Origin of the sequence: Paraburkholderia sp. RAU2J (assembly GCF_003634845.1) — a bacterium.
Lineage (GTDB): Bacteria > Pseudomonadota > Gammaproteobacteria > Burkholderiales > Burkholderiaceae > Paraburkholderia > Paraburkholderia fynbosensis.
This window is the reverse complement of record NZ_RBXG01000001.1, coordinates 157,763-180,418: the sequence shown is the minus strand read 5'-3', so window position 1 is coordinate 180,418 and position 22,656 is coordinate 157,763. Positions and strand designations below refer to the sequence as shown.

Sequence of the window (22,656 nt, the reverse complement as noted above, 5' to 3'; positions counted from 1 at the left end):
TTTGACCCTCTGTCCGGCGTCGTTCACGACGCCTCGTCCCGAAGGTCATCGTCGATGCAAATTCAGATTCACAAGGAAGTCGATGCGCGCGGGCTGACGTGCCCGCTGCCCATTTTGCGCGCCAAGAAGGCGCTCGCCGACATGGAAAGCGGCCAGATTCTCAAGGTGCTGGCCACCGACCCGGGCTCGCAGCGCGATTTCGCCGCGTTTGCCAAGCAAACCGGCAATGAAATCGTCGAAAGCTCGGCGCAAGACAAGGTGTTCACGTTCCTGATGAAACGGCGCTAGGCGACGGAAGCCACGGCGCTCACGGCGCTCGAACACGCACGCCTCAAGCAAAAGGCGCTGCGCCCGCGAATACGGGACACAGCGCCTTTTTCATTTCAGTTCGATGAAACCGGAAGACGCGCGCGCAAGCGCCGTTCAACCCTCCAGAACCGGCGAACGGGTACGCAGGTATTCGGCGAAATCAGCGGCCACTTCCGGGTGACGCAGCGCGAACTCGACCGTCGCCTTCAGGTAACCGAGCTTGCTGCCGCAATCGAAACGCGTGCCGTGGTACTTGTACGCGAGCACCTGTTCGTCGGCGAGCAGCGACTGGATCGCGTCGGTCAGCTGCAATTCACCGCCCGCGCCCGGCTTGATCGAGCGAAGGTGGTCGAAGATACGCGGCTTGAGCACGTAGCGCCCCACCACGCCGAGGTTCGACGGCGCCACATCCGGCTCCGGCTTTTCGACGATACCCGACATCTTGATGATCGAATCTTCCCACTCCTTACCGTCGACGATGCCGTACGACTTGGTTTCCTGCGGCGGGATTTCTTCGACGCCGATCACCGAGCTGTGATAGTGGTCGAACACCTCGATCATCTGCGTCATGACGGGCGGCGTGCCGTACAGCAGGTCGTCCGCGAGAATCACGGCGAACGGATTGTCGCCCACCAGCTTTTCCGCGCACATCACCGCATGGCCGAGGCCCAGCGCTTCCGCCTGACGCACGTAGAAGCAGTCGACATGGCTCGGCTTGATGCTGCGCACCAGCTCCAGCAGTTTGTCCTTGCCGCGCGCTTCCAGTTCGGCTTCGATCTCGTAGGACTTGTCGAAGTGATCTTCGATCGCGCGCTTGCTGCGGCCCGTGACGAAGATCATTTCGGTGATGCCTGCCGCCATTGCCTCTTCAACCGCATACTGAATCAGCGGCTTGTCGACGATCGGCAGCATTTCTTTCGGGCTCGCCTTCGTGGCGGGCAGGAAGCGGGTGCCGAGACCTGCTACCGGAAAGACCGCTTTTGTAACTTTTAGCATGTGAATACCCTGCATCCTCTGGTTAGCTATCAGTCCATGCCCGCCCTCTCTGGGGCGGGCATGGAGCGTTAATCAGACCGGCAAGCGCGCCAACTGGGCTTTCAGCTTGCCCACGGTGGCTTCGAATTCGGTGAGTCTTTTCTGCTCCTGCTCAACGACTGCCGGCGGCGCTTTCGCAACGAAGCTTTCATTCTGCAATTTGGCATTGCATTTGCCGACTTCGGTGCTCAACCGCGCAATCTCCTTCGACAAACGCTCGCGCTCGACCGCAACGTCGATCTCCACCTTCAGCACGAGCTTATCATTGCCAACGATAGCAATCGGCGCGCCATCCGCCTGAGCGTCGAGCGCCGCCTCGTCGGCGATGATCTGCACTTCCGACAAACGCGCCAATGCCTGGGCATACGGAGCAAAAGTGCGCAGGCGCTCCGCGTTGCCGGTGGCGAGCAACGGCACCTTGAGCGCGGGCGACAGATTCATTTCGCCGCGCAGATTCCGGCACGCATCGATCACCGCTTTCAGCTCGGCAGCCCATTGCTCGGCATCCTCGTCGATCTTCGATAGCTCCGCGATGGGGTAAGGCTGCACCATGATGGACGCTTCGCCCTCGGCTGCACCCTCGGGATAACGTCCGGCCAACGGCGCCACTTTCTGCCACAACGCTTCGGTGATGAAAGGAATCACCGGATGCGCGAGGCGCAGCACCGTCTCGAGTACGCGCAGCAGCGTGCGGCGAGTGGCGCGCTGCTGATTCGGCTGACCGGTCTGGATCTGCACTTTCGCGAGTTCGAGATACCAGTCACAGTATTCGTCCCATACGAACTTGTACAGGGCGTTGGCCACATTGTCGAAACGATAGTCTGAAAAGCCCTTGGCAATTTCCGCTTCGACACGTTGCAGGCGCGAGACGATCCAGCGGTCCGCCGACGAGAAATTCAGGTGGCCCTCAGGGCCGCATTCGCCGCATTGTTCCGGCTTGCCGAAGCCGCAATCGTGGCCTTCGCAGTTCATCAGCACGAAACGCGTGGCGTTCCACAGCTTATTGCAGAAGTTGCGATAGCCTTCGCAGCGCGCCAGATCGAAGTTGACGTTGCGCCCGAGCGTGGCCATCGACGCCATCGTGAAGCGCAGCGCGTCGGTGCCGAACGCCGGAATGCCGTCGGGGAATTCCTTGCGGGTTTTCTTTTCGATCGACGCGGCCTGCTTCGGATTCATGAGGCCGGTGGTGCGCTTGGCGACCAGCGCGTCGAGGTCGATACCGTCGACGATATCGATCGGGTCTAGCGTATTGCCCTTGCTCTTCGACATCTTCTGGCCTTCGGCGTCGCGCACGAGACCGTGCACGTAGACCGTGTCGAACGGCACCTTGCCGGTGAAGTGCGTGGTCATCATGACCATGCGCGCGACCCAGAAGAAGATGATGTCGAAGCCGGTGACCAGCACCGACGACGGCATGAAGTGCTGCAGCTCCCGCGTGTCGCTCGGCCAGCCGAGCGACGAGAACGGCACCAGCGCCGACGAGAACCACGTGTCGAGCACGTCTTCGTCGCGCTTCAGCGGCCCCGTGTAGCCGGCCTCGGCGGCCTTTTCGCGGGCGCCTTCCTCGGTCTTCGCGACGAAGATTTCGCCGTTTTCGCCGTACCAGGCCGGAATCTGATGACCCCACCAGAGCTGGCGCGAGATGCACCAGTCCTGGATGTTTTCGAGCCACTGGTAGTACGTGGTGCTCCAGTTTTCCGGCACGAACCTGATCTCGCCGCTGCGGACCACGTCCAGCGCGGTCTCGGCGATCGATTTGCCCGGATTGAAAGTGCCTGCCGGCGCCGGCTTGCTCATCGCGACGAACCACTGGTCCGTCAGCATCGGCTCGATCACGACGCCGGTGCGGTCGCCGCGCGGCACCATCAGCTTGTGCGGCTTGACCGATTCGAGCGCGCCGAGCGCTTCGAGGTCGGCGACCACCTGCTTGCGGGCGTCGAATCGGTCGAGGCCGCGGTATTTTTCCGGTGCGTTGTCGTTGATCTTCGCGTCGAGCGTGAGGATCTCGATCATCGGCAGCTTGTGGCGCAGGCCGACCTGATAGTCGTTGAAGTCGTGCGCAGGCGTGACCTTCACGACGCCCGTGCCGAACTCGCGGTCGACGTAGTCGTCGGCGATGATCGGCACTTCGCGGCCCGACAGCGGCAGCGTGACCGTCTTGCCGATCAGCTGCGCGTAGCGTTCGTCTTCCGGATGCACCATCACGGCGGTGTCGCCGAGCATGGTTTCCGGACGCGTGGTGGCGACCGTCAGATGGCCCGAGCCGTCGGTGAGCGGGTACTGGATGTGCCACAGGTGGCCGTTTTCTTCCTCGCTGAGCACTTCGAGATCGGACACGGCGGTGAGCAGCACCGGGTCCCAGTTGACGAGACGCTTGCCGCGATAGATCAGGCCCTGTTCATAGAGGCGCACGAACACATCGCGCACGGCGGCCGACATCTTGTCGTCCATCGTGAAGTATTCGCGCGACCAGTCGATCGACGCGCCCAGACGGCGCACCTGATTCGTGATGGTCGAGCCGGACTGCTGCTTCCATTCCCACACGCGTTCGACGAATTTCTCGCGGCCGAGGTCATGGCGCGACACACCCGTGGCGTCCAGTTGACGCTCGACGACGATCTGCGTGGCAATCCCCGCGTGGTCCGTGCCCGGCACCCACAGCGTGTTTTCACCGAGCATGCGGTGATAGCGGGTGAGGCCGTCCATGATGGTCTGGTTGAACGCATGGCCCATGTGCAGGGTGCCCGTGACGTTCGGCGGCGGCAGTTGGATCGAGAAATCCTTGCGGTTTTTGTCGAAGGAGGGCGCGGCGTAAGCGCGCTTTTCCCATTCAGGGCCCCAGTGGGCTTCGATGGTGTGGGGCTCGAAGCTTTTGGCAAGCGTTGAGGTGGTGTCGCTCGGGGTCTCGCTCATGTGTCGATCGGCTGGTGGATGCAAAGAATGCTCGATTATAAGCGGCGCAGGGCGGTGGGGGATTTTTGCTCGCGGCGCGTGGGGGTGGGCTTTTGGGGTGGTCGCCTTTTCTTGGTTGGCCTTTCCTTGAGGTCACGGTGGTCTATTAGCGTTGCCCCTGTGCGGGGCGGCACTTACTTTCTTTGCCGCCGCAAAGAAAGTAAGCAAAGAAAGCGGCTTCACACCGCCAGCTCATAAGCGGGTCCCCTGGCTTGGAGGGGGCAGTGGTGCATCTGGAATCGGTGCATTCGCACATTCCGAGCTAGTGACAATGCCGTCATCCGCTCCCACTCCGCACTGCGTGCGTCGCGGACGGGTCTGCGAGGGGAACCACCCGGTTTGTTCATGCGTGGTGGGGGCCGTCGGCTTCGCCTCGGCGAGGCGCCGTAAATGGGGCTTGTTTGGTGTGGGGTGGCAAGGCGAGAAAGAGCCAGCGGTTTTGAGAATGACCGCGTCAGCGCGCGAAGCGTCGCTGGAAGAATGACTGCCTTGTCACTGGGGCTGAATATGCGGGGGCACTGATTCCAGATGCACCACTACCCCCTCCAAGCCAGGGGAGCCACTTAAGAATTAGCGGTGTGAAGCCGCTTTCTTTGCTTACTTTCTTTGCGGCGGCAAAGAAAGTAAGTGCCGCCCCGCACAGGGGCAACGCTAATAGACCACCGTGACCTCAAGGAAAGGCTAAAAACCCAGAAACACAACCAAAAAAACCACAACAAACCCAAAAAAGCCCAACCCCCGCCGGGGCATATAATGACGCACGAACTGCCGCCCCTCCAAAAAAATGCCCGATCTGCTAGCCAATCTCAACCCCGAACAACACGCCGCCGTCACGCTTCCCAACGAGCCCGCGCTGATTCTCGCCGGTGCGGGCAGTGGCAAAACCCGCGTTCTGATCACGCGTATCGCGTGGCTCATCCAGCACGGTCTCGCGTCGCCCGCCACGATTCTCGCGGTGACCTTCACCAACAAAGCCGCCCGCGAAATGATGTCGCGTCTGTCGGCGCTTCTGCCGATCGACACGCGCGGCATGTGGATCGGCACCTTCCACGGCCTGTGCAATCGCATGCTGCGCGCGCATCATCGCGACGCGGGGCTGCCGGCCACCTTCCAGATTCTCGACACCGCCGATCAGTTGTCCGCGCTCAAGCGTCTGATGAAGGGCCTCAACATCGACGACGAAAAGTACCCCGCGAAAAACCTCCAGTACTTCATCAACAACGCGAAGGAACAAGGCCTGAGGCCGAAAGACGTCGACGCCACCGACAACTTCAATCGCAAGTTCGTCGAGCTGTACGAAGCCTACGATCAGCAATGCCAGCGCGAAGGCGTGGTCGACTTTCCGGAGCTGCTGCTGCGCTGCTACGAGCTGCTCGCGCACAATCCGCCGTTGCGCGCACATTATCAGGCGCGTTTCAGGCACATCCTCGTCGACGAGTTTCAGGACACCAACAAGCTGCAATACGCGTGGCTCAAGCTGCTGGCGGGCCAGACCAACTCGATCTTCGCGGTCGGCGACGACGACCAGTCGATCTATGCGTTCCGCGGCGCGAACGTCGGCAATATGCGCGACTTCGAACACGAGTTCAGCGTGCGTCATCTGATCAAGCTCGAACAGAATTACCGTTCGCACGGCCACATTCTCGACGCCGCCAATCAGCTGATCGCCAACAACTCCCGGCGCCTCGGCAAGAATCTGCGCACGGACGCCGGCCACGGCGAGCCGGTGCGCGTCTACGAATCCGCGACCGATTCGCAGGAAGCCGGCTGGATCGTCGAGGAAATCAAGGCGCTGATCAGCACGGGCACGTCGCGCAGCGAAATCGCGATTCTTTACCGCAGCAACGCGCAGTCGCGCACGATCGAACATACGCTCGTCAATGCGGGCATCGCGTATCGCGTGTATGGGGGCTTGCGCTTTTTCGAGCGTCAGGAAGTCAAGCATGCGCTCGCGTACCTGCGTCTGATCGACAATCCGAACGACGACACCGCCTTCGCGCGTGTCGTCAATTTCCCGACGCGCGGCATCGGCGCGCGCTCGATCGAACAACTGGCCGACGCGGCGCGTCTGTACAACTGCTCGATGGCGGCGGCGATTCCCTACGTCGCGGGCAAGGCGGGGTCGAGTCTGGCGGCCTTCGCGAATCTGGTCGGCAAGATGCGCGCGGAAACGGAACGCATGAGCCTGCCGGAAACGGTCGAATACGTGGTCCGCGCAAGCGGCCTCGCGGACTTCTATCAGAACGAGCGCGAAGGCCAGGACCGGCTGGAGAACTTGCAGGAACTGGTCAACGCGGCCGCCGCGTTCGTCAGCGAAGAGGGCTACGGGATGGACACGCCGGCGCGCTCGATTCCGCTGCGCCCCGGCGCGAGCGCGGCGCCCGAACTGGCGGTCGCCACCGACGATCCGAATACCGTCGTGCTGGACGCACCCGGCATCGCCGACCCCGCGCAAAACCCGGACACGATGACGCCGCTCGCCGGGTTCCTGTCGCACGCATCGCTCGAAGCGGGCGATAACCAGGCGCAGGCCGGCCAGGAAGCGGTGCAACTGATGACGGTGCACGCGGCCAAGGGGCTCGAATTCACGGCGGTGTTCATCACCGGTCTCGAAGAGGGGTTGTTCCCGCACGAGAACAGCGCAATGGAATCGGACGGTCTGGAGGAAGAGCGGCGCCTGATGTACGTGGCGATCACGCGCGCGAAGGAGCGTTTGTATCTGTCGTTCGCGCAGAGCCGGATGCTCCACGGCCAGACGCGCTACAACATCCGCTCACGCTTTTTCGACGAACTGCCGCAGGAAACGCTCAAGTGGCTCACACCGAAGGTCGAGGCGGGCGCGCGTTGGGGCGGCCGCTCGGATAACGCGGGTTATGGGCGCGACTGGTTTGCGCGGCCCGGTTATACGGGGCCCGCGTCGTCGACGCCGGCGCCGTTGCCGGCCTTCGCGAATGAGCAGCGCGCGGCCGAGACGGGCTTTCGCGTCGGGCAACAGGTATTCCACACCAAGTTCGGCGAAGGCACGATTACCGCGCTCGAAGGCGGCGGCACCGACGCGAAGGCGCAAGTCAAGTTCAAGCGGCATGGCGAGAAGTGGCTCGCGCTGGCGGTCGCGAAACTGCAGGCGGTCGAATGAGCGCCGGCGTGGGTAACGGCAACGGCGGCGCGCCGCATTCGCATCGTCCGCTCGGGATTCTGGCGGCGTTGCCGCAGGAACTCGGCGACCTTATCGAAGCGATGCGTGCCGAGTCCGGCGTGCGCACGATCACGCACGGTCAGCGCGACTATCACCTCGGCACCGTCCACGGCGCGCCGTGCGTCGTGACGCTGGCGCGCGTGGGCAAGGTCGCGGCGGCCGCTACGGTCAGCGCGCTGATTCATGCGTTCGATATCGAAGCGGTTGTATTCACCGGTGTCGCGGGTGGAGTCGGCGCCGAGGTGCGGGTCGGCGACATCGTCGTGGCCGATGCGCTGTTGCAGCACGACCTCGATGCCTCGCCGCTGTTTCCGCGCTTCGAGGTGCCCTTGCTGGGCGTGTCGCGTTTCGCCGCCGACGTCGCCTTGGCCGACCAGCTTGCGGCGGCTTGCGAGCGCTTTGTCGCGGAGGCGGGCGCGGCGTCGGCGGCGCGCTTCGGCACGCGCGAGCCGCGCGTGCATCGCGGCCTGATCATCAGCGGCGATCAGTTCGTTGCCAGCGTGGCGGGCGTCGAGGCGCTGCGCGCCGCGTTGCCGGATGCGCTCGCCGTCGAGATGGAAGGCGCGGCGATCGCGCAGGTTTGCCATGAGTACGGCGTGCCGTGCGCGGTCGTGCGCACCATCTCCGATACCGCCGACGATCATGCGCCGGCATCGTTCGTATCGTTTCTGACGGAGATCGCGGGGGTGTATTCGAACGCGATCCTGACGCGCTTTCTCGACACGCGGGGCGCGGCGCTCTGAGCTTCGAAAGCGGGCGGTCAGGCAGGCGCACTGCGCCCGCTCACGTCACGCTTTTCCGTCCAACGCCGCCCGCACCTGCTGTAATGCCGCCGGATCTTCGATAGTCGGCAGATCGCCCGGCTCGCGCCCTTCGGCGAGCGCCGCGATCGCACGCCGCAGCAGTTTGCCCGAGCGCGTCTTCGGCAGCATCGACACCACCACCACGCGCGCCGGCCGCGCAATCGCGCCGAGCCGGCGCTCGACCGTCGCCGTGAGCTCGGCTTCCAGGCGGGCGCGCTCGCTGCTATCCGCATACGGCTGCGCGCCGCGCAGCACCACGAAAGCCATCGCCGCCTGACCCTTCAGTGCATCCGTCACGCCGACCACCGCGACTTCCGCGACAGCCGCGTGACTCGACAGCGCTTCCTCGATCTCACGCGTGCCGAGCCGATGTCCCGCGACGTTGATCACGTCGTCGGTGCGGCCGAGGATCGTCACGTAGCCGTCTTCGTCCTGCACGCCCCAGTCGAAAGTCGAATAGACCTGCTGGTTCGGAATGCTCGACCAGTAGGTGCCGATGAAGCGGCTGTCGTCGCCCCATACCGTCGACATGCAGCCCGGCGGCAGCGGATAGCCGAGCGTGAGCACGCCTTTTTCGCCGGGCGGGCAGGGCTCGCCGGTCAGTTCGTTGCGCAGCGTGAGATCGAACCCGGCCGACGGCACGCCCGGCGAGCCGAGCTTGGTCGGCAGCGCTTCGACGCCGCGCGGAATCGCCAGCATCGGCCAGCCGGTCTCGGTTTGCCAGTAGTTATCGATCACCGGCTTGCCGAGCGCGTCGGCGATCCACGCGGCGGTCGGCTCGTCGAGCGGCTCGCCGGCGAGGAACAGCGTGCGCAGGCTCGACAGATCGGCTTGCTTCAGCAGCGCCGGGTCCTGACGCTTGAGCACACGCAACGCGGTGGGCGCGGTGAACATCAGATTGATTTTGTGCTGTTCGACGAGGCGCCACCAGATGCCGCCGTCGGGGCGAATCGGCGTGCCTTCGTACATCACGGTGGTCAGGCCCGCGATCAGCGGCGCGTAGACGATGTAGCTATGGCCGACCACCCAGCCCACGTCCGACGCGGTGAACATCGTGTCGCCGGGCTTGCCCTGGAAGATGTGTTCCATCGACGCCGCCAGCGCCACCGCATAGCCGCCCACGTCGCGTTGCACGCCCTTCGGTTTGCCGGTCGTGCCCGACGTGTACAGCACATAGGAAGGCTCGTTCGATTCGAGCCACTCGCACTGCACGTGCACGTCGAAGAACTGTTCGCGCAGTGGCTCGTACGCGGTCAGGTAGCGGGCGTTCAGGCGTTCGGGCGCGAGTTGCCGGTCGATCAGCAGCACGCGCGGCGTCTGGTGCATCGCGCGTGCGAGCGCCTCGTCGATCAGCGGCGCGTAGTCGATCACTTTGCCGCCGCGCGCGCCGGCGTCGGCGGTGACGATCAGCACGGGCTTCGCGTCGTCGATGCGGGCCGCGAGGTTGGGCGCCGCGAAGCCGCCGAACACCACCGAGTGAATCGCGCCGAGCCGTGCGCATGCGAGCATCGCGAACAGCGCTTCGGGGATCATCGGCAGATAGAGCAGCACGACGTCGCCGCGTTTGACGCCGAGCGAGCGCATCACGGCGGCCATGCGGTTGATCTCCGCGTGCAGCTCGGCGTACGTGTAGTGCCGCTCGATGCCGGTTTCGGTCGACACGTACACGAGCGCATTCTGCTGCGCGCGCTCGGCGAGATGCCGGTCCACCGCGTTGTGACAGAGATTCGTGCGACCGCCGACGAACCAGCGCGCGAACGGCGGATTCGAGCGGTCCAGCACCGTGTCGAACGGCGTATGCCAGTGAATCCGCCGCGCCTCGTCGCGCCAGAAAGCCTCGGGGTGCTCGATCGAACGGCGGTGGAAGTCGCGATAGCTGGTCATCTGCGGCGATCCTTCTGCTGTGTCAGTGAACGGAGGTCGGGTCGTACGGCCGTGTTGCGCGGCGCGGCAGCAGGGTGCGCAATGGCACAGGCAATCACACAGGCATCCCGCAGGCATCACGCAGGCACCGCAGCAGCATCGCACAAGCATAGAGTACGCGCAGTGCGGCGGACAACGCGGGTTCACCATGAGCGGCGCACCCGTCCAGGCAAAAGAAAAAGGCGCCGCAGCGCCTTTCCCCTGATGCAACGCCCGATCAAACCCGTCAGGCTTTCGCGCGCTTGCCCTCGACATCCGGCAACAGCATCGTCAGCACGCCGATCAGCGGCAGGAACGAGCAGACCTTGTAGACGAACGCGATGCTGGTGGCGTCGGCCAGTTGCCCGAGCACCGCCGCGCCGATGCCGCCGAGGCCGAACGCGAAACCGAAGAACATCCCCGCGACCATCCCCACCTTGCCAGGGATCAACTCCTGCGCATACACGAGGATCGCCGAGAACGCCGACGCCAGCACCACGCCGATGATCACCGTCAGCACGCCGGTCCAGAACAGGTTCGCATACGGCAGCAGCAGCGTGAACGGCGCGACGCCGAGGATCGACACCCAGATCACGTACTTGCGGCCGATCCTGTCGCCGATCGGACCGCCGATCACGGTGCCCGCCGCGACCGCCGCGAGGAACACGAACAGATGAATCTGCGCGGCCTGCACCGACAGATGGAACCTGTCGATCAGATAGAACGTGAAATAGCTGTTGATGCTGGCGAGGTAGAAGTACTTCGAGAACACCAGCAGGATCAGCACGCCCATCGCGAGCATCACTTGGTTGCGCGACAGCGTCGCGTGCGCGACGGTGCTACGCGCCTTCCTGACCGACGGATGCTGTTTGTACCAGCGGCCGATCTGTGTGAGCACGACGATCGCGACGAGCGCCGCCGCCGAGAACCACGCGATGCTGCGCTGGCCATGCGGAATCACGATCAGCGCGGCGAGCAGCGGTCCGAGCGACGAACCCGCATTGCCGCCGACCTGGAACAGCGACTGCGCGAGGCCGTGGCGGCCGCCCGAGGCCATGCGCGCGACCCGCGACGATTCCGGATGGAACACCGACGACCCGCAGCCGACCAGCGCCGCCGCGACCAGCAGCACGCCGAAGCTCGGTGCGACCGACATCAGCAGCAGGCCCGCGAGCGTGAAGCCCATGCCGACGGGCAGCGAATACGGCTTCGGATGCTTGTCGGTATAGGCGCCCACGAGTGGTTGCAGCAGCGACGCGGTGATCTGGTAGGTCAGCGTGATCAGCCCGATCTGCCCGAACGACAACGAAAAGTTGTCTTTCAGCATGGGATAGATCGCGAGGATCAACGACTGGATCATGTCGTTGAGCAGGTGCGAAAAGCTGATCGCGCCAAGCACGGAATAGACCGTGCGCTGGACCCTGGCGGCCGGTTGCGTGGACGCGGCAGAGGTGCCGCTTGCGGGTGGCGCGCCGGCGAGGGCGCTTTTGTCGAGGCTCGTTTCCATACGCTAGATGAGAGAGAGAACAAAGTGGCGAATAAGGCGTCAGCGGGAGTCCGGCGGATCGCGTGTTCCTAGGGTTGTCTGCTGCGGCATTTCGACGCGATTGCCGGTGTTTTCAGTCATTGGTCGAAGTTTAATGTGGCTTGAGTGAATTGTAAGGACAACTTTTGTCGCGAATCGGACATGGGGTCATATGAGCGTGCGCCGACCGGTCTGCCCTGGCCGAGCGTGTCGCTCATACGCCCGTGGCGATTCAGTCATCTGATAAATACGGCCTGGCGATTTTTGGCCGTGTATAAAACCGTCGCGGGCGCGCAGCTTACGAGGCGGCGCGTCAAGGACCGGGCGACACGCGGTCGGCAGGCGCGAGCGGCCTAAAGATCGCAGACATAGCTGCCGTCAACCCGGAGAGATAGGCAGCAATGCCGGAACCGACCTTTCCGGTAGGACGATACGTGGAGACGGGGAATATGAAAGCAGTTTCGCCAGGCGGGCAGCAGGGCGCGGGGTTCTTGGCGCAAAGACAGGCGGCAGGCACGGCGCCGTCGCGTGAACAGGGCAGCCGCTCACGCGCCGTGAAGGTCAACGGCTTGTCGGTGAAAGCGACGCTGCGCGTCGCGTTCGCGGTGCTGCTGATCGGCACGCTGCTGATCGGCGTGTTTTCGCTGGCGCAGATCGGCCGCCTGAATGCGTCCGCGCAATCCATCTACGATCAGGGCCACGTCGCGAGCCGCGCAGCCGAAGAAGCGCGCGGCCACATGCTGCGCGCAAGCCGCGCGCAAAAAATGCTGCTGACCGCGACCACCGCGAAAGAGCGCGACGAACTCGGCACCGACATCGACAAGGGTCTCGCCGGTCTGAACGCGCAACTCGCCACGCTCCAGCAGTACCTCGACAGCGCCGACGCGAAGGCGCTCGGACAGCAGAAGGCGTTCGCCGCCGCCGTCACCACATGGAGCGGCCATCTGCGCGATTTCGTGACGCTCGTGAAAGCGCAGCCGCTCGATCTGTCGCAGATGAACTGGCAGGTCGGCACGCAGGACGTGTCGCTGCTTGTCGAAACCGGCAAGCTCGAAAAACTTGTCGACGAACTCGTCGCGCAGCGCGGCACCGCCGCGAAGGCGACCATCGACGCGTCGGGTTTCATCTACCACTCGTCGTTCGTGATGATCGCGGTGATGACGCTCGCGCTGATCGCGCTCGCGTTCGGCATCAGCGAGTGGGTGGTGCGGCGCTTGGCCGGCCAGCTCGGCGGCGAGCCGGCGTACGCGAAGGAAATCGCCAGCCGGATCGCGGCGGGCGATCTGTCGAACCGGATCGCGCTCGGCCGCAAGGACAAATCGAGCATGCTGTACGCGCTGCACGACATGCAAAGCGGACTCGCGACGACGGTCTCCGACATCGCGTCGAGCGCGGATGCGATTGCGACCGCGTCGGGCGAAATCTCGATGGGCAACCTGGATCTGTCGCAACGCACCGAGCAGCAGGCGATGGCGCTCGAGCGCACCGCGAGCAGCATGGAGCAGTTGACCTCGACGGTGCGCCAGAACGCGGACAACGCGAAGCAGGCGAGCACGCTCGCGAACAACGCGTCGGAGATCGCGGAGAAGGGCGGCGCGGTGGTGAGCCGGGTGGTCGCGACGATGAACGACATCAACGAGAGCGCGCGCAGTATCGGCGACATCATCGGCGTGATCGAGGGGATCGCGTTTCAGACCAACATTCTCGCGTTGAACGCGGCGGTCGAGGCGGCCCGTGCGGGCGAAGAAGGCCGCGGGTTTTCAGTGGTCGCGGCCGAGGTGCGCAACCTCGCGCAGCGCAGCGCCGCCGCCGCGAAGGAGATCAAAGGCTTGATCAACGCGTCGGTCGAACGCGTGAGCAACGGTTCGACGCTCGCTCAGGACGCCGGGCAGACGATGGACGAAGTGGTCAAGGCGGTGAAGCGCGTGACCGACATCATGGGCGAGATCTCGGCGGCGTCGTCCGAGCAGAGCGCCGGCATCGAGGAGATCAACCTCGCGGTCACGCAGATGGATTCGGGCACGCAGCAGAACGCCGCGCTGGTGGAGCAGGCCACGGCCGCGGCCCGCTCGCTGGACGATCAGGCGCGCGGCCTGAAGGCGATGGTGGGGAAATTCAGGTTGTAAGCGGATGGGGTGGCGCTGACGGTGTTGCAATGCGTCTACCCCGCGCGAGTGCAGGACAGACGCTGGCTCAACGGCACGGTTATTCGCAGCGCGTGCAGCGTGCGACACCCGCCGCCGTCAACTTGCCTTCGCGTCGCCCGGCTTCACGACGATCGTGCAGGTGATGCCTGCGGCCAGCATCACGTCGTTCGGCACCGAATCGATCTTCACACGCACCGGCACGCGCTGCGCGAGGCGCACCCAGTTGAAAGTCGGATTCACGTCCGCGAGCAGTTCGCGGCTTTGCGGATTGTCGCGATCGTAGATGCCGCGCGAGATGCTTTCGACGTGGCCTTGCAGCGTGCCGCCGCTCATCAGCCGGACTTCGGCCTTGTCGCCGATGCGCACGTGCGGCAGCTTGGTTTCCTCAAAGTAGCCATAGACCCAAAACGAGTGGCTGTCGACGATCGCGAGCTTGGCGTTGCCGGCGGTCGCATAGTCGCCGCGGAACACGTTCAGGTTGGTCACGTAACCATCGACCGGCGACACCACGCGCGTGCGCTCCAGGTTGAGCTTCGCGGCGTCGAGCGCGGCAAGCGCCTGCTGATACGAAGCCTCGGCGGCCGACGCCGTATGCGTCGCGTTTTCGCGGCTTTCCTTCGACACCACCAGCGCGTCCATGTCGGCGCGGCGCTTCGCGTCGTCGCGCTTCATCTGCAGTTCGGCCTTGCGCGCGGCGACCGCGGCTTGCGCCTGTTCGACCGCGATCTGATAGTGCGACGGATCGATCTGCATCAGCAGCTCGCCCTTTTTCACCAGCTGGTTGTCCTTCACCGGCAGATCGACGACCGCGCCGGAAACGTCCGGCGCGACGTTGACGATCTCGGCGCGCACGCGCCCGTCGCGGGTCCAGGGTTCATCCATGTAATGCACCCACAACACGCGTCCAATCAGGATCGCGACGATAAAAATAATGGCTGTCGCGACGAAGCCAAAGATATTTCGGATGGTCATGTTTCGACTCTGATCAACGATAAACGGCGAGACCCAGCACGCCGCACACACACACGAGCAGGCTGGCCCGGAACAAGGACGGATGCCACACCACGCGATACAGGCCCGTATAGGCGATCACGCGATCCAGCACCCAGGTAAGCGCGGCGCCCGCGATGAACAGCAGCACGATGGCCGGCATGTAGGCATCGAGGATGGCGATATCACGAGGCATGAAGAACTCCTTCTGGCGCGCCGGCGCGTCCGCTCGTCAACGGTTCGAGCGGTGATTGCGGATCGAGCAGCGCGGTACGGATGAAATGCAGTTGGCTCAGGATGCGTTGCAGCCGATGCCGCTCCTCGCGCGGCGGCGAGAAGCCGGCCAGCATCTGCTGCAGCTTGTCGATCGCATCGGTGGTGCTGGCGAGCGCGTGCGCGAAGCGTTCTTCGCGCGGCCGCTCGAACAGCGCGCTCAACGCGTCGCGCATCGTCTGCAATGAGATGCGCCACGGTGTCGATTGCGCGTAGCGGGCGTCGGCGGGCAGCGCCGCGACTTCCTGGCGCAAATCGATCACCGCATTGCCCACTTCGAGCACGGAGAACAGCCAGCGCAAGGTGTCGCGTTTGAGTTCGGGCTCGTTTTGCGCGAGCGCGTTGATCTGGAACATCAGGTCGCGCGCGCCGCTTTCGAAGCGCGAACGCACCCGACGCAGACCCGCGCCGCTCGCCAGCACCACCTGGCGGCGCAGGTCCACCAGCAGGCGGTTGCGCAGCCACGGCGTGGACGGCGGCAGCAACACCGCGAACGCGATCGACGACACCAGCATCGACAGGATCAGCGCCATCGAGTCGTTCATGAAGGCGCTCGGATCGTAGTGCATCAGATTGTCCGGCCCGGACAGGAAACAGAAGAAGATGCAGTAGCCGACGCCGTAGCCGGCCAGCAGCGGCCGCGTGGTCATGAACACGCCGAGCAGCAGGAACGGCGTGAGCGCCGCGCACAGCATCACGAAGCCGTCGATGTGCGGAAAGACGCCGAACACCGCGATCATGCCCATCAGCGTGGCGACCACCGTGCCGCCCGCCATCTGGAACGCGGTGCGTTTCGGATTCGGCGACGACGATGCCAGCGCGCACACCGCCGCGGCGTTGAGCGTCAGCGTCGAGCCGCTGGGCCACGCGGTCGCGATCCAGAACGTGCCGAGCACGATCATCACGATGGTCGCGCGCAGGCCCGCGACACCCGCCGCGATCGCGTTCGTCTTCGGTTCGTAACGGTCGATCCAGCGTTCGCGCGCATGCGTGTCGACGGCCAGTGAAGCGTAGGTGGCCGCGTACGCATGCAGATCGTCGATGAAGCGGTACAGCAGCTCGGCGCCCGTGTCGAAGTCGAGCAGCGGCGCGCCGGGATGCGTTTGCAGTTCGGCGCGCGTCGCACGCACGCGCTTGGGCAACTCGGCTTTGTAGGTTTCGAGCTGCGCGGCGGCATGCGCGGCGTCGGCGGCGCTCAGCACGGGTTCGCCGGACTTCGCGAGCAGCGGGGCGATTTCCTTGAAGTACGGGTCGAGCGCGGCGATCGCGTCGCGCGCGCCGCTCGTGCCGCTCGCGCGCAGCCGGTTCATCAACTGATGCAGCGCGTGAAAGCGCGTCGATGCGGTCATGAACTCGCTGTTCAGCCGCGCGAGACGGCCGCCGCGCATCCGCGAATCGGGGCCTTCGAACACGGCCACGCTGCGCGCCGCTTCGAAACCGACGATGTCGGCGATGAAGCGCGCATTGGTCGCTTCGATCTGCGCGCGGTCGTTGCGCCCGGCCAGCGTCGCGCACACGTATTCGACGAAGGCCGAGAAACGCGCGCGCACGGTGCTGCGCATCTGCAAGCCGGCGAACTGCGGAAACACGAGGCCGCTCACCGCGCCCGCACTAATGATGCCGATCACCACTTCGGCGACGCGCGTGAGCGCGCTCAGAAACGCGCCGTCCGGATGCTGCGAAGCGGGGATGCCGATCAGCGCGGCGGTGTAGCCGGCCAGCACGAAACCGTACGAACGGAAGTTGCGGTTGCGCGCCGCGCCCGCGGTGCAGATGCCGACCCAGATCGCCGTCGACACGATGAACATCTCCGGCTGCTGCGCGAACAGGCCGAGCAGCGCGAGCATCACGACGAGGCCGACGAGCGTGCCGCAGATCCGGTAGAAGCTCTTTGCGAACACCATGCCGCTTTGCGGCTGCATCACGATGAACACGGTGGTCATCGCAGTGCGCGGCTGCGGCAGGTCGAGCTTCATCGCGATGCCGAGCGCGAGAAAGCAGGCGGCGAGCGCCTTGAACATGTAGACCCAGGTGAGGCCGTCGGTGCGCGCCCATTCGGCAACGGCCGAGCATAACGCGGCGAGCGACGTGGGGCGCGCGGTGGAGGAGGGAGACGCTGACATGGCCGGCTTCCTCACTCCGTCGCCGGCGTTGCGGCGATGGCGCGCGGGGCGGTGGCCGCGGCTGCCGTGGTGGCGCTCGTGCGGGGTGCGGCGGCGTCGCCGGTGCGCGTACGGCCGGCCGCGTGGCTGGCTGTGCCTGCCGATGCCGAGCCGTTTGCCGGTTTGGCGGCGGGCTTGCGCGCGACGGTCGCGGCGTTACTCTTGCCGCTGGCGTTCTCGCTGCCGGTGGATGCCGCGTTGTCTGCCCGGCTCGGGAGACTCGCCGACGCGGCAACGTCGGCAGGGTTCACGGCGACGTCGCCGTTTGCTGGCAACGCGTTGCCTTTACCCTTGCCGTGCGCCGGCAGCGTCTCGCTCACCGTCGGACCATTGGCGGGCTCGTCGAGCCCACCGCCCAATGCGGTCACGAGCGACGCATGCGCGCCCAGGCGCTCCGCCTGGATTTTCGCGACGCCTTCCTGCGCGCGCAGCAACTGGTTCTGCGCGATCAGCACGTTCAGGTAATCGGTCAGGCCGCGCCTGTAACCTTCTCGCGACAGATCGTAGTTCTTGCGCGCCGCCGCGACCGAGCGGTCGGCATCGTCGGACTGGGTGGCGAGTGAACGGATGCGGATCACCTGATCGGAGATGTCCTTCAGCGCGCCGACGATCGACTGGTTATAGCGCTCCACCGCCTCGTCGTAACCCGCCGACGCCGCGCCGAGTTGCGAGCGCAGCCGGCCGCCGTCGAAGATCGGCAGCGACAACGCCGGACCCGCGCTCCAGCTATGCGACGGATTCTTCAGGAACTGGAACAGCGGCCCCATTGCCGCATAGCCGCCGATCGACGCCAGCAGGTTGATGTCTGGATAGAAGTCGGCCTTGGCGACGTCGATGCCGCGCGCCTGCGCGGCGACGCTCCAGCGCGCCGCGACCACGTCCGGGCGGTGACCGATCAGGTCCGCCGGCAACGCGCTCGGCAAGCCGGCCGGCGCGGCGAGCGACAGCGTCGGACGCTGGATCGCGTCGCCCGCGCCCGGACCCTTGCCGGCCAGCGCGGCGAGCTGATTGCGCCCGAGTGCGATCTTCTCTTCGATTTCGTCGATCTGGCGCTCGTATTCCGGCATCGGCGTTTCGGCCTGGCTCACTTCGAGCTGTGTGCCGATACCGCCTTTCAGGCGCCGGTTCGCCAGGTCCACGATCTGCTGCTGTTGCTGCAAGGTGGCCTTGGCGATGTCGAGCAGCGCGTAGTTCAGCGACATCCCGATGTACGTGCGCACCACGTTGCCCTGCAGTTCGAGCTGGGCGGCGCGTGCGTCCGCGGCGCTGGCGTGGGCGGCGTCGAGCGCGCGTTCGGCGGCGTTCTTGTCCTTGCCCCAGAGGTCGAGGTGATACGACAGGCCGAGCGTGCCGGTGTTGTTCCACGATTGCTCGCCCGCGAGCGGGCCCGGGCCGTAGTACACGTTGTCGGCCCACTTCTGACGCTGGATCGACAGACTGCCGTTGACCTGCGGCGACAAGGCCGAGCGGGCGACGCCCGCCATCGACATCGCCTCGCGCACGCGCGCCTGGGCGGCCGCGAGGCTCGGGTTGCCCGTCTGCGCGGCTTCGATCCACCGGTTCAGTTGCGGATCGTTATAGGCGCGCCACCAGTCGGCGGCCGGCCATTGGGCGTCGGCGTTGGCGGCGCGGATCGCGTTGCCGGCGTCGAGCGACGACGCCTCGATGCCACGGTTTTGCGGCGTAATGCTTCCGGTACTGGCGCAGCCGGCGATTGTTAATAGGATCGTAAGAACCGCGGCAGCGGAGACCCTTTTCGGTACCGGAGACTGCACGATTTCCTCCAAAATTGACTATAGAAGCTTGTGCGTCATTATATTTTTTGATTGATTGGGGAATAACCGGTAAAGGTGCAAGGCATTTTTACGGCATATGAGATAATCGCCTTTGCGAATCGTGTAACAATCGCTTCCGATTAATCGCAACTGGGTTGTGGGGAGCGGGGTTGGCGATAAAGCGCTGATTTTTGGGTCGATTGCAACGGGTTGCAGAGGAGCGGAATGAGCGCCAAAGCGCCAATGCCGGTCGACCGTAACGGGTTGCATGGGATCGGAGTAAGCGCTGAAGCGCTAACTCCGGTCGACCGCAACGGGTTGCATGGGACGGGAGTAAGCGCTGAAGCGCTAACTCCCGTCGACAGGGAATGGGTATGGATACGCTTCAAAACATGCGCGTATTTGTCCGGGTCGTCGAAGCGGGTAGCTTCACGGGTGCCGCGCAGCATCTGAATACGACCACGGCCTACGCGTCGCGCGCGGTTTCCGATCTGGAAGCCCATCTGCGCACTCGCCTTCTGAACCGGACCACGCGCCGCATCGCGCTGACCGAGGCCGGCGAGCGCTATCTGCAGCGCTGCGAGCAGATCCTCGCATACGTGGACCAGGCGGAAGCCGAGGCGAGCGACGCGCATGCGCGTCCGTCGGGCAAACTCAAGGTTCACGCGATGACGAGCTTCGGTCAGCACTACGTCGTGCCCGCCGTCGGCCGCTATCAGGAGCGCTATCCGGACGTGCACATCGAGTTGACGCTCGCGCAGCGCATGCCCGATCTGCTCGACGAGGGTTTCGACGTGTCGCTGACGCTCGCCACCGGTCTGCCGGATTCGGGGCTGGTGTCGCAGCGCCTGGGCAGCGCGTTTAGCATTGCGTGTGCGTCGCCGGCTTATCTGGCGCGGCGCGGTGTGCCGCAAACGCCCGCGGACCTCGCGCACCATACCTGTCTGCAAATGGTGACGCCGGTGTTTCCGCCCGACCGCTGGACCTTCGACGGTCCGAACGGCGAGGAAACGGTCACGCTCGGCTCGACCACGTTTCAGGTGAACGTCGCCGAGGCGATGGCGGTCGCGGTGTCCCAAGGCATGGGCATCGGGCTGATTCCGATCTATTCGGCGATCAGTGGTCTGCGCAGCGGCGAGCTCGTGTGGCTGCTGCCGGAATACACGTCGCAGGAAATGAATCTGTATGCGCTCTATCCGTCCAGGCAGTATCTGGACGCCAAAATCCGCACATGGGTCGAATTTTTGCGCGACGAACTGCCGGCCACCCTGGCGGTGGATCAGGAGGAATTGCGCCAGTTCGCGCGTTCCTGACGCGGCGCGGCGCCGTTTCGTGCGTTTGCGCCCGTTGAGCCCTTGTGCGCCGCCCTTTGGGGCGGTGATTCTCGACGCGGCAGGCTAATCCGCAGGGCGACCTGTTACACACAAGTGCCGCGTCGCAACATTTCCTTACTTCCGGTTCGCGGTCGATTTGCTAACGTGTGGTTCACGCGCTGCCGCTTCAGCCGGACGCGCCTGTTCACTGCCGTTCGGCATGTCGCAATAACTGAAGGACGAGGGATTCATGGATACGCATCTGATGATCGGCGTGGCCGTCATGCTGGGATTGATCGGGATCGCCGCATCGCGCGATCTGCTGCGCCGCCTGCGCGAACAGCAGCCGCAACTGGTTCCCATCAAGGTCGAGCGCCCGGATCTGCGGGCGCAGCGGCGCGACCGCTGAGCTTGCGCGCGACGCTTCGTTTGAGCGCGCCGCGTTGTCGTCACTGCGGCGGCGGCCGCCGGGCTGCTCTTTCTGAGTACCGCTCGTCGTTCTTCGCCTGTTGTTTTTCGCGTCTCGTTTCTTGCGAGACGCGCCTGCGCTGTCATTGCAGCGCTTCGATCAACCCCGGCTCGTCATTGAGTGTGCGGTCCACCTCGTGACTCACACGGTGCCAGCGAAAGCGGGCGGCGGGCAAGCCGCCGGCACGCGCCAGTTGCTCGAGTTCGTCGGACGGTAACGCCGGATCCAGCCAGCGGCGCGCGGCATCCGGCGCGAAGGCGAGCGGGCGGCGGTCGTGCACGTCGATCAAACCCGCGTCCGCGCTGGACGTCACGATCACGAATCCCATTCCTTCCGTTTGCGGCTCGGCGCCGCGCACGCTCGACAACGCAGCGAGATACATCGGCTCGTCTTTCTTCAGATGCACGAAGTAGGGTTGCCGGGTTTTTGCGTTCGCTTGCGCCGGGTCGTCCGGGCTGATGCCGGTGGGCATGGCTTCCACGCGCCATTCGAACCAGCCGTCCGCCGGCACCAGCACGCGGCCGGTCTTCCACAATTGCTCGAAGTAGCGCGCGGTCGGCGCCGTGTCGGCGCGCGCGTTGATCGTCTGCGGTAGATGCTGTTCGCACGCCCATGCCGGGCGATATCCCCAGTGAATCGCGCGCAGCGTTTGATCGGGATAGATCGCGAGCGGATGCGTGCCGGGCGCCAGGTTGTAGCCTGGGCGGCGGTCGGCGGCGTCGAAAAGCATCAGTGGATCGGTCAGGCCGAGATGCTCGGCGTAACGCTGCGGATCGCGATACTGGCTGATTCGACCGCACATGAGCGACCTCCGAGAACGATCTGCGTGGCGGGTTGGCGCGGGTTGGCGCGAGTTGGCGTGGCTGTCTGTGGATCGGTGAAGCGGGGGGCTTCGCTGGCTTGCTTTTGGGACAGCCACCACCACACAACCCTCCGCCCACAGCGTAATGCCTGCGCTCCAGCCGCGCTACCCAGACCAGCCCCAAGCCACGACGCTAGATCTCGACGACCTTATCCCAGGCGAACAATGGGTTTTCCCACTGCCCCGTGCGCCGGTTGAAATAGCCGCGCGGATTACACACGACGCGCGTGCCGTCCACAACATAGTCGAACGACGTATGCGTATGTCCATGAATCCACAACGTGACGGGCGCGCGCACCAGCTCCGGCAAATGATTGACGAAACCCGCCGACACCCGGTCCTGCGCGTAGCGCTCGGCGAGACTCAGCCGATGCGGCGCGTGATGCGTGACGACGATCGTCTTGCCGCCGAACGGTTTCGCCAGCTCGCCTTCGAGCCATGCGCGCGCCTGCCGGTGCAGCGCGAGCGAGTCGGCGGGCGTGAAGTCGCGGGTGGCGTCGTGGGTGTCGTGCGGCCAGTTCATCTGGATCAATCCGCGGAAGTCGAGCATGGCCCGGCTCGACGCGTCGATCGCTTCGGCGAGCGCGTCGGGGTCCGCACCATACAGCGCGAAATCGGTCCACAAAGTCGTGCCGAGCACGCGCCAGCGGCCCTGGTGGTCGACCAGCGCGGCGTTGTTCAGCACGTGGACGTTGTCGACCTGCGCGGCGGCGTCGTAGAGCGCGCTTTCCAGCGCGCCGAACTCGCCGTCGTAGTACTCGTGATTGCCGGGCACGTAGACCACGGGCGTCGCGCCGTCGAAGGTCTGCGCCGCCCAGCGCGGACCGGCCGCGTGATTGTGGATGTCGCCGGCCAGCACGATCAGATCCGCGTGCGCATGCGGAATCAGCTCGGGCTCGTCGTTTTCCAGATGCAGATCGGACAGCACTCGAATCTTCACGGC

At 64.9% G+C, this 22,656-nt stretch carries 16 protein-coding genes; 6 read left to right on the top strand and 10 right to left on the bottom strand.

The genetic code is table 11. The features are described from left to right. Positions 1 to 60 precede the first annotated feature (60 nt). On the top strand, positions 61 to 288 hold the full coding sequence (locus B0G69_RS00810) for a sulfurtransferase TusA family protein (protein WP_121318986.1): 228 nt from the start codon (positions 61 to 63) through the stop codon (positions 286 to 288). A gap of 135 nt (positions 289 to 423) precedes the next feature. Here the strand turns inward: B0G69_RS00810 and galU are convergent, their stop codons facing one another. Together galU and B0G69_RS00800 are read right to left on the bottom strand one after the other, a co-directional pair. Next, entirely contained in the window at positions 424 to 1,305 is an 882-nt protein-coding gene (gene galU / locus B0G69_RS00805) for a UTP--glucose-1-phosphate uridylyltransferase GalU (RefSeq protein ID WP_121315232.1), read from the bottom strand. Between the two features lie 72 nt (positions 1,306 to 1,377). Then, positions 1,378 to 4,257, bottom strand: a complete 2,880-nt coding sequence (locus B0G69_RS00800) for a valine--tRNA ligase (protein ID WP_121315231.1) — start codon at positions 4,255 to 4,257, stop codon at positions 1,378 to 1,380. Between the two features lie 823 nt (positions 4,258 to 5,080). Between B0G69_RS00800 and B0G69_RS00785 the strand changes: the two genes are divergently transcribed. After that, on the top strand, positions 5,081 to 7,432 hold the full coding sequence (locus B0G69_RS00785; RefSeq protein WP_121315228.1) for a UvrD-helicase domain-containing protein: 2,352 nt from the start codon (positions 5,081 to 5,083) through the stop codon (positions 7,430 to 7,432). Further along, complete coding sequence (locus B0G69_RS00780) at positions 7,429 to 8,235, top strand: 5'-methylthioadenosine/adenosylhomocysteine nucleosidase (RefSeq protein WP_121315227.1); 807 nt, start codon at positions 7,429 to 7,431, stop codon at positions 8,233 to 8,235. Before B0G69_RS00785 ends, B0G69_RS00780 begins: the two co-directional genes overlap by 4 nt. A gap of 45 nt (positions 8,236 to 8,280) precedes the next feature. Here B0G69_RS00780 and B0G69_RS00775 read toward each other — a convergent pair whose 3' ends face one another. Together B0G69_RS00775 and B0G69_RS00770 are read right to left on the bottom strand one after the other, a co-directional pair. Beyond that, the gene (locus B0G69_RS00775; protein WP_121315226.1) at positions 8,281 to 10,179 is read right to left on the bottom strand and encodes a propionate--CoA ligase; all 1,899 of its coding nucleotides are present in this window, start codon (positions 10,177 to 10,179) and stop codon (positions 8,281 to 8,283) included. 265 nt (positions 10,180 to 10,444) lie between these two features. Continuing rightward, a complete protein-coding gene (locus B0G69_RS00770; RefSeq protein WP_121315225.1) occupies positions 10,445 to 11,704 on the bottom strand; it encodes an MFS transporter in 1,260 nt (419 codons plus the stop codon). Positions 11,705 to 12,171: 467 nt separating this feature from the next. Here B0G69_RS00770 and B0G69_RS00765 point away from each other — a divergent pair, with 467 nt between their 5' ends. Then, entirely contained in the window at positions 12,172 to 13,848 is a 1,677-nt protein-coding gene (locus B0G69_RS00765; RefSeq protein WP_121315224.1) for a methyl-accepting chemotaxis protein, read from the top strand. A gap of 117 nt (positions 13,849 to 13,965) precedes the next feature. Here B0G69_RS00765 and B0G69_RS00760 read toward each other — a convergent pair whose 3' ends face one another. The 4 genes from B0G69_RS00760 to B0G69_RS00745 are packed head-to-tail and all read right to left on the bottom strand — an operon-like array spanning position 13,966 to position 19,069. Then, positions 13,966 to 14,841: an HlyD family secretion protein gene (locus B0G69_RS00760; RefSeq protein ID WP_121315223.1), complete on the bottom strand. Its 876-nt coding sequence runs from the start codon at positions 14,839 to 14,841 to the stop codon at positions 13,966 to 13,968. A 13-nt stretch (positions 14,842 to 14,854) separates the two neighbouring features. Then, a complete protein-coding gene (locus B0G69_RS00755) occupies positions 14,855 to 15,055 on the bottom strand; it encodes a DUF1656 domain-containing protein (protein ID WP_121315222.1) in 201 nt (66 codons plus the stop codon). After that, entirely contained in the window at positions 15,045 to 17,255 is a 2,211-nt protein-coding gene (locus tag B0G69_RS00750; RefSeq protein ID WP_121315221.1) for an FUSC family protein, read from the bottom strand. Before B0G69_RS00750 ends, B0G69_RS00755 begins: the two co-directional genes overlap by 11 nt. A gap of 11 nt (positions 17,256 to 17,266) precedes the next feature. Continuing rightward, the gene (locus tag B0G69_RS00745) at positions 17,267 to 19,069 is read right to left on the bottom strand and encodes an efflux transporter outer membrane subunit (protein WP_121318984.1); all 1,803 of its coding nucleotides are present in this window, start codon (positions 19,067 to 19,069) and stop codon (positions 17,267 to 17,269) included. Positions 19,070 to 19,443: 374 nt separating this feature from the next. Between B0G69_RS00745 and B0G69_RS00740 the strand changes: the two genes are divergently transcribed. Next, positions 19,444 to 20,382, top strand: a complete 939-nt coding sequence (locus tag B0G69_RS00740) for a LysR family transcriptional regulator (RefSeq protein WP_121315220.1) — start codon at positions 19,444 to 19,446, stop codon at positions 20,380 to 20,382. Positions 20,383 to 20,632: 250 nt separating this feature from the next. Then, entirely contained in the window at positions 20,633 to 20,791 is a 159-nt protein-coding gene (locus B0G69_RS41290; protein WP_168661713.1) for a hypothetical protein, read from the top strand. Between the two features lie 142 nt (positions 20,792 to 20,933). On the opposite strand, the gene B0G69_RS00735 is transcribed toward B0G69_RS41290, so the two are convergent. Together B0G69_RS00735 and B0G69_RS00730 are read right to left on the bottom strand one after the other, a co-directional pair. Further along, the gene (locus B0G69_RS00735) at positions 20,934 to 21,653 is read right to left on the bottom strand and encodes an SOS response-associated peptidase (RefSeq protein ID WP_121315219.1); all 720 of its coding nucleotides are present in this window, start codon (positions 21,651 to 21,653) and stop codon (positions 20,934 to 20,936) included. A 193-nt stretch (positions 21,654 to 21,846) separates the two neighbouring features. After that, positions 21,847 to 22,653 carry a metallophosphoesterase gene (locus tag B0G69_RS00730; protein ID WP_121315218.1) on the bottom strand — a complete coding sequence of 269 codons (807 nt, stop codon included), beginning with the start codon at positions 22,651 to 22,653 and terminating at the stop codon, positions 21,847 to 21,849. Positions 22,654 to 22,656: the final 3 nt, after the last annotated feature.